Origin of the sequence: Mucilaginibacter sp. (assembly GCF_964263795.1) — a bacterium.
Taxonomy (GTDB): Bacteria; Bacteroidota; Bacteroidia; order Sphingobacteriales; family Sphingobacteriaceae; genus Mucilaginibacter.
On sequence record NZ_CAXVWK010000082.1, the window covers coordinates 1 to 7,081 of the forward strand.

A 7,081-nucleotide genomic window follows, 5' to 3' on the forward strand; every position below is an offset into this window, starting at 1 on the left:
TATCAACCTAAGGTAGAAGTGATGATGTCTGTCTGCACGGCCTCCTATTTACTGGGCAAAGCCGGCATATTGTATCAGCATAAGGCGACAACGCACTATTTTGTAGCAAATGATTTCCAGACCCAGTTTCCTGGTTTAACACTGGTTAGAGATGTAAGGTATGTAGATGAAGGATCGGTGATGACCTGTTCTGGAGTTACCTCCGGTATGGATGGCGCGCTTCACCTGGTGAACAAATACAGTGGGGATCAAGTTGCTGCCATGCTAAGCCGTGCTATACAGTATGTTCCTCGTGAACAGGAAAAGTGGCCTGTTGCACCAAATGGAATGAAGTTTGACCGCAATTGGAGAAAGAAACAAGGTCTGCTAACACAGTAAATTCATAGCATTTAATTAGAAAAACATGAAAAACTTTAAAAATATAACTACCAGTATTTTAGTGATATTAATGAGCATCCTTAGTTTTGGCTGTAAACAAACTGAAGAAAAAACGGCCGCTAAAACTGTAATCCAGGATGGTAAAATCAAAGTGGCCATACTGGTTTATCAGAATGCAGAGCTTTTAGATTTTGCAGGCCCTTCAGAAGTATTTAGCAATAGCAAGGATTTCCAGGTCTATACAGTATCAGCGATTTCCGGCAAGGTGACCACCAATAATAACACATTAAGTATCAGCCCTGATTTTACAATCTCTGATGCACCTCAACCAGATATTCTGGTTATTCCAGGAGGACCAATGAAGGCTGTTGGACTAATGGCTAATAATAAGGAAGTAATGGACTGGGTTAATAAAATAAATGGTAAAACCCAGGTTACGATGTCAGTTTGTACAGGGGCTGCAATCTTATCAAAAACAGGATTACTCGATGGTAAAACTGCAACCACTCATTCAGGCGCTATAGATACTTTACAAAGCTTAACGCCTAAAGCAAAATTTATCAGCAACGTAAGATTTGTTGAAGATGGTAAAATCATCACTACCGCTGGCGTATCGGCAGGTATTGATGGCGCTTTACATGTCGTAGAAAAATTAAAGGGCTATAAGGAAGCTTTATTTGTGACCGCTGTCCTTGAATACGACAAATGGAATCCAAAGGGCGGAAAAGTGATCGGCTCTGAAAATAAAGATAAGCCTGCAATGGATATGAACATGAGCGCTTCTAAGGATGGGATAACTAAATCGGATCTTCCATCAAAAACAATCAGTGCGGATCAAAAAGACATGGTTTGCGGTATGACCATTCCTAAAGGAAGTTCGAGATATCATTTTGCCTATAAAGGGAAAGACTACCGTTTCTGCTCTTCGGTTTGTCGTGATTTATTCATCAAAAATTCAGCATTATACGCTGGAAAAAATTAGGCTACAAGCGATATAGATACTAGAAAATGAGAACTACTTCAAATATTACCACATTACTGATCACATTGTGCAGCTTTTCAGGTTTTGCATAATCTGGCAAGCTGCAGGGAAGGGTTACCACAATACATGGAACTGCCATCAATAGATCAACAGTAAAACTGATGGGTTTCCAATGAACAGGCAGTGGCTACCAATTTGCTGATAGACCCTATCATCGTTATTTTTTACTCCCCATTTTTTATAGTTGTTGGGGTCGGCGCAAAATGAAAACCAAGATATTCAATAATATGCAGATTTTCAGGCGAAATTTCCTATCCCCTTTATATGATTTATTATCCCTTCCTTTGGACTTTTCTTAGTTATATAGGAAAACATAAGCCATTGATGAATGAAATGATATTGATAACTTTTGTAGACGTGCCGCCCGTAATTTTGCTAGCGTATTATTTGATGTTATGGCTAGATATCCCACTTAGAAAATATCTAAAAAACAATTAATAAAATAACCTTTATTATTATATATAGACCATTTTTTGATAGGAATTGACAGGGGTATTAGACAGATGAGTAAGCTTGAATATGCTTTATTTTTTGCTTTGAGTCGGTGCTTTATCGTTTGCTGAAGCTTCAGGTCTATATCCTTCACTAATTAAAAAGTTGCTAACAGCCTTTTTCACCAAGGTCAAATATGTCATTGAGCCACTTTGTTCGCTGTTTTTCATTTGACTTCTTAATAATTCCAATATAGGTCACTTTAACCGGATTTACACCACAGAACTGAAGCACGCTTTTTTTCAATTGGTTAACACTTGGCCTACCGAAAAAAAGGAAATAATACCATGAAGGCTGATCCAGTGTAGTAATGATTCTCGCCGTTTTGCCTTTTAACAATTTGTCCCACCAAACACTATTTTCGCGATATTTAAAAGTTATGCCGGGCAGAAACAAACGGTCAATAAATCCTTTCATCATTGCAGGCATACCGCCCCACCAGACAGGATGGATCCAGACCAAATGATCGGCTGCTTTGATTTTTTCTAAACTGGATAAAAGATCTGGTTCTAATTCCATACGCTGCCGATAACCAAACTGTAAATTTGGATTGAATGTCAAATCGGCAATGTGGATTAACGATACCTCTATTCCCGTTTTATTTGCGCCCCTGTAATAAGCTTCTGCCAAAGCAAAATTGAAACTGTTTTTATCCGGATGACCGTTGATGATTAAGATTTTTTTCATGCTGTCTTTTATTTGCGCAGCAAAACTAAGTTCAATCTTTTGCCCAGCAGGCAGACAAATGTCCCTAAATCGTTTGTTTCCGTAGACGGCTTAAATGCCTGGGGGTAATGGCCAAAAAGGAGGCCAGGTACTTGACCGGAATTTGTTTGATGTAATCGGGATAGCTTTCAAAAAGTTCCTTGTACCGCGCTTTAGCAGCATTTTTTTGGTACATAAAAATTCGCTTCTCTAAGGATAAATATTGCTGGTCGGCTATTGTTTTTAAAAGCTTCAATCCGTTGATACTCGATTCTGTCAAATCATCAATGACTGCTTTTTTTATAACAAGCAAATCCACATCGCTCATGGCCTGAATATTTTCGACAGTTGGGCTACCGGTAATCAGCGAGGAATAAGCTGTCATAAACTGGTTTGGAAAAGTGAGGCAATAGGTGTGTTCCTCCGCACTGGAGGATGTATAATAGGTGCGTAAGATTCCCGATTCTATAAAGGCAACTTCCTCACAGATTCTATTTTCTGTAATAAAGAACATGCCTTTTTTTAATTTTTTTGGCGTAGCATTGGCTGTGAAATTTTTTATTTCTGCAGAGGAAAGGATGTTAAACGATTGAAGGTAAGATTCCATGGTAATATTATTTGCCTAAGATAGGAAAATCAGGTTTTAAGTGCTTTTCGAAAGTGACTCTTAATCTGCAGAATAGTTTTGGAGAAGAACTTGCCTTCATATGAAATCAACGCGCCTATATATCTTTTTAGCACCCGTTAGACACTAAGTTAATGAGGAATAAATTTCTTGTGGCGCAATATTTTCTAAGCTAAGCTACTTTGTATTTATACAATTTAACCTTGAATATACTTAATTTGGTTACCTGGTTCTTATCTTAGCGCAACAATGAAATTAGCTGTATAATGACTCCAATTTTGCCAGTCCAAGATAATTACCGTTTCCTGAAGGGAGATGGGGAAATGGGACGGTTGATCCGTGAATTTCACTGGGAAAATACATCCCTGGGGCCTGTGGATAAATGGCCTCAAAGTCTAAAGACGACCTTAAGTATCCTCATTCATTCGAAATTTCCAATGTTCTTGTGGTGGGGTCCTGAAAATATCTGTTTTTATAACGATGCCTACAGGCCCAGCCTTGGTAATGAAGGCAAGCACCCATCCATATTAGGCATGGCGGCAATAGAAGCCTGGCCGGAGATATGGGATTTTATCCAGCCGCTGATCGACAGCATACGTGCCGGGGGTGAGGCAACTTTTGATGAAGATTTGTTACTTCCTATATTCAGGAACGGAAAGATCGAAGACGTTTACTGGACTTTTAGTTATAGTCCGGTGATAGACGAGACAAATACTCCGGCAGGCGTATTTGTTACCTGTAGCGAAACGACCGAAAAGGTAAAACTTGTAAGCAATCTACTATTGTCTGAACAGCGGTTTCATCACCTGGTAAGTGATGCTACGGTGGGTATCATTGCGCTTACCGGGAACGACTGGAATGTAGAGGTTGTCAACGCGGCCTACGGGAAACTTATAAACCGCACAGTTCAGGATCTGTTAAACCGTCCTCTGTTTGAGGTTTTACCAGAAGCTGGCCATGATTTCAGGCCCATTTTAGAAAGTGTCCTGTCCAGCGGGGAACCATTATATCTTTTTGAACATCCGTACTTTTATCATTTAAACCAAGAAAAGAAAGATGGCTATCTTAACTTGGTTTATCAGCCATATCGCGACCAGGACGGTATGGTAAAAGGAGTAATGGTACTTTGCCAGGACGTCACCGATCAAGTTACAGCAAAGACGGTTTTAGAAACCTCACTTGAACAAATACGACTTTCCAAAGAGGCTGCCAAACTGGGTACTTTCGATTTGGACCTAATCAAGGGCACGATGGAATGGGACCAGAGGTGCAGGGTGCTTTTTGGAATTACGCACGATGGTGTGGTGAGCTATGAAAAGGACTTTTTAACAGGACTGCATCCGGAGGATCGCAAACGTATTGCCGGTATTATAGATAAGCTTTTTGACAAATCGTTAAGCGATGGTGATTATGATGTTGAGTACAGGACTATTGGCGTTGAAGATCAGCAGCTACGCTGGGTCCGGGCAAAAGGAAAAGTTTATTTCAACAAACAGGATCAACCGGTGCGGTTTATTGGCTCGGTACTGGATATAACCCAGCAAAAACTGGAAGAGTTCCGTAAAAATGATTTTGTTGCCATCGTCAGTCATGAATTAAAAACACCTTTGACTTCGCTGAACGGGATTTTACAACTTGCCGAACGTAAAGTAAAATCACAAGAAGATCAGTTTTTGACAGAAGCTATACATAAAGCAATGGTACAGGTCAAGAAAATGAATAATATGATTACCGGATTTTTAAATCTTTCCCGGTTCGAGTCAGGAAACATGCACCTGGATCCCGCTGAGTTCTATTTAAGTGAATTGATTCAGGATGCTGTAAAACAAATTAAATTCACCACCGAGGCCGAGATCATTTATACATCTTTCCAAGACCTGCGGGTTTATGCAGACAAAGATAAAATTGAATCAGTGATCACTAACCTGCTGACAAACGCAGTTAAATATTCCCCCAAGAACAGCAGTATAACCGTTACCTGCCGTCTTGAAAATGAAAACGCATTGATTGCTGTAAGCGATCAGGGTTTTGGTATTAATAAGGTTGATCTTGAAAACATTTTTGAGCGTTACTACCGGGTTCAGAATAACGATACTAAAAATGTCTCTGGTTTTGGTGTAGGACTATACTTGAGCGCTGAGATTATCCGAATGCATCAGGGCAGCATATGGGCCAGCAGTGAAAAGGACCGAGGATCTACCTTTTACTTTACATTGCCGTTATCTACTAGTGAAACCTAATTTTAAACAATATTTTATAACTTACTATGCAGACACGACTTGAACTTTACCAGCGTGTAATCCCGCTAGCTGGTTTAGGAATTTTTGAGAGAAATCTCATTACCGGTGAGGTATATTGGAATCAGATCATACGCAGAATTCTGGAGGTAGATAACGATTTTGAGCCTGTTATAGAAAAAATGCCACAGTTTTTTCAGCATCCCGGTTTGTTGGAGAAATTGATTAAAACCGCCATGGTTTCCTGTGAAGCAGAAACTGAAACCTTAGAAGTTACAACAGCAAATGGCAACCATAAATGGGTAAAGATTCATTTACAGGCCGATTGTGAAGACGGGAAGTGCGTAAAGGTTTACGGCACAGCAGAAGACGTAACATCTTATGTACGGATGGCGGTAAGGTTAAAAGAACGCGAAAAACGGTTTACCAAAGCTTTTGATCATGCGCCTATCGGCATGGCCCTGGTGGCTCCTGAGGGGAGGTGGATTAAGGTAAATGAAAGTTTGTGCAAGCTACTTGGATATTCTGAACAGGAGTTTTTAAAACACACTTTCCAGGACTATACTCATCCTGATGACTTAAAGAAAGATCTGGAACAATTAGGTGAACTAGTGAAAGGTGTGATTGAATCCTACAGCATAGAAAAGCGCTACTTCCACGCCAGTGGTGAAATCATCTGGGCAATACTAAACGTTTCCCTGGTTCTTGATGATTCCAGGCAGCCTTTATACTTCATATCGCAGATTAGGGACATTACCCAAAGGAAACGCAACTCGGAGATTATTAACAGCCAAAACAGCAGGCTGCTTAATTTTGCGCACATTGTCTCCCACAACCTTCGTTCGCATACAGGTAACATGCAGATGCTGACTGAAATGATTCTTTTGGAAGATGTTCCGCAGGAGCGGAACCAATTGCTTAAAATGCTTAAGGAAAATTCAGGCAATTTAATGGAGACCCTTGGACAGTTAAGTGAGATCGTTAAGGTGCAGGATGGCGGTCAGATGAATAAAATTCCATTGAATCTGAAGCAGACCGTGGTACGGGTATTAGATATACTTTCCGCTTCAATAAAAGAAGCCAATACAGAGGTTTCTGTCGAAATACCTGAAGAGCTGCTGATTGAGTTTAATCCGGCCTATTTGGAAAGCATTATACTGAACCTGTTAAGCAACAGTTTAAAATACAGGGATGCTGTACGCAGGCTTATCGTTGAAATCACCGCCAAACATAATGGCGAATACATTGAGGTTGAGGTAAAAGATAATGGCAGGGGAATTGACCTGAGCCGTCATGGTCATGAAATGTTTGGGATGTATAAAACCTTTCATGGGCATCCAGATGCAAGGGGCATGGGTCTATATTTGGTAAAGAATCAGGTAGAGGCGATGGAAGGAAACATACATGTAAAGAGTAAAGTCGATATCGGTACTACGTTCACGATTGAATTTAGATAATATGCCAGCATAGTTGATAGTTATTTTATTAGTTTGTTTGCTCGACGGCTTATAATGCACTTCTGGTGATGTCAATGAACATCCCGGTTAAACCAGGTATTTATTTCTTAAAAGGTTTGTTTTTAAAATTTTTGCGCCGTGTTAG

Annotated in this window: 5 protein-coding genes and 1 pseudogene; 4 read left to right on the forward strand and 2 right to left on the reverse strand. The window is 40.0% G+C overall.

What is annotated here, in order from left to right:
* Together ACE5CV_RS13760 and ACE5CV_RS13765 are read left to right on the forward strand one after the other, a co-directional pair.
* Positions 1–378: pseudogene (locus ACE5CV_RS13760) on the forward strand (DJ-1/PfpI family protein); the annotation flags it as partial.
* 25 nt (positions 379–403) lie between these two features.
* Positions 404–1,360: a DJ-1/PfpI family protein gene (locus tag ACE5CV_RS13765; RefSeq protein ID WP_374950760.1), complete on the forward strand. Its 957-nt coding sequence runs from the start codon at positions 404–406 to the stop codon at positions 1,358–1,360.
* Positions 1,361–2,020: 660 nt separating this feature from the next.
* Here ACE5CV_RS13765 and ACE5CV_RS13770 read toward each other — a convergent pair.
* Together ACE5CV_RS13770 and ACE5CV_RS13775 are read right to left on the reverse strand one after the other, a co-directional pair.
* A complete protein-coding gene (locus tag ACE5CV_RS13770; RefSeq protein ID WP_374950761.1) occupies positions 2,021–2,599 on the reverse strand; it encodes an NAD(P)H-dependent oxidoreductase in 579 nt (192 codons plus the stop codon).
* A gap of 64 nt (positions 2,600–2,663) precedes the next feature.
* A complete protein-coding gene (locus ACE5CV_RS13775; RefSeq protein WP_374950762.1) occupies positions 2,664–3,224 on the reverse strand; it encodes a Crp/Fnr family transcriptional regulator in 561 nt (186 codons plus the stop codon).
* Between the two features lie 296 nt (positions 3,225–3,520).
* Between ACE5CV_RS13775 and ACE5CV_RS13780 the strand changes: the two genes are divergently transcribed.
* Complete coding sequence (locus tag ACE5CV_RS13780) at positions 3,521–5,482, forward strand: ATP-binding protein (protein ID WP_374950763.1); 1,962 nt, start codon at positions 3,521–3,523, stop codon at positions 5,480–5,482.
* Positions 5,483–5,508: 26 nt separating this feature from the next.
* Entirely contained in the window at positions 5,509–6,936 is a 1,428-nt protein-coding gene (locus ACE5CV_RS13785; protein ID WP_374950764.1) for a PAS domain S-box protein, read from the forward strand.
* Positions 6,937–7,081 lie beyond the last annotated feature (145 nt).

Bases quoted from the DNA above. Each gene is read 5' to 3' on its own strand.
- ACE5CV_RS13765 (WP_374950760.1), top strand. From the start codon at position 404: ATGAAAAACTTTAAAAATATAACTACCAGTATTTTAGTGATATTAATG.
- ACE5CV_RS13770 (WP_374950761.1), bottom strand. From the start codon at position 2,599: ATGAAAAAAATCTTAATCATCAACGGTCATCCGGATAAAAACAGTTTC.
- ACE5CV_RS13775 (WP_374950762.1), bottom strand. From the start codon at position 3,224: ATGGAATCTTACCTTCAATCGTTTAACATCCTTTCCTCTGCAGAAATA.
- ACE5CV_RS13785 (WP_374950764.1), top strand. From the start codon at position 5,509: ATGCAGACACGACTTGAACTTTACCAGCGTGTAATCCCGCTAGCTGGT.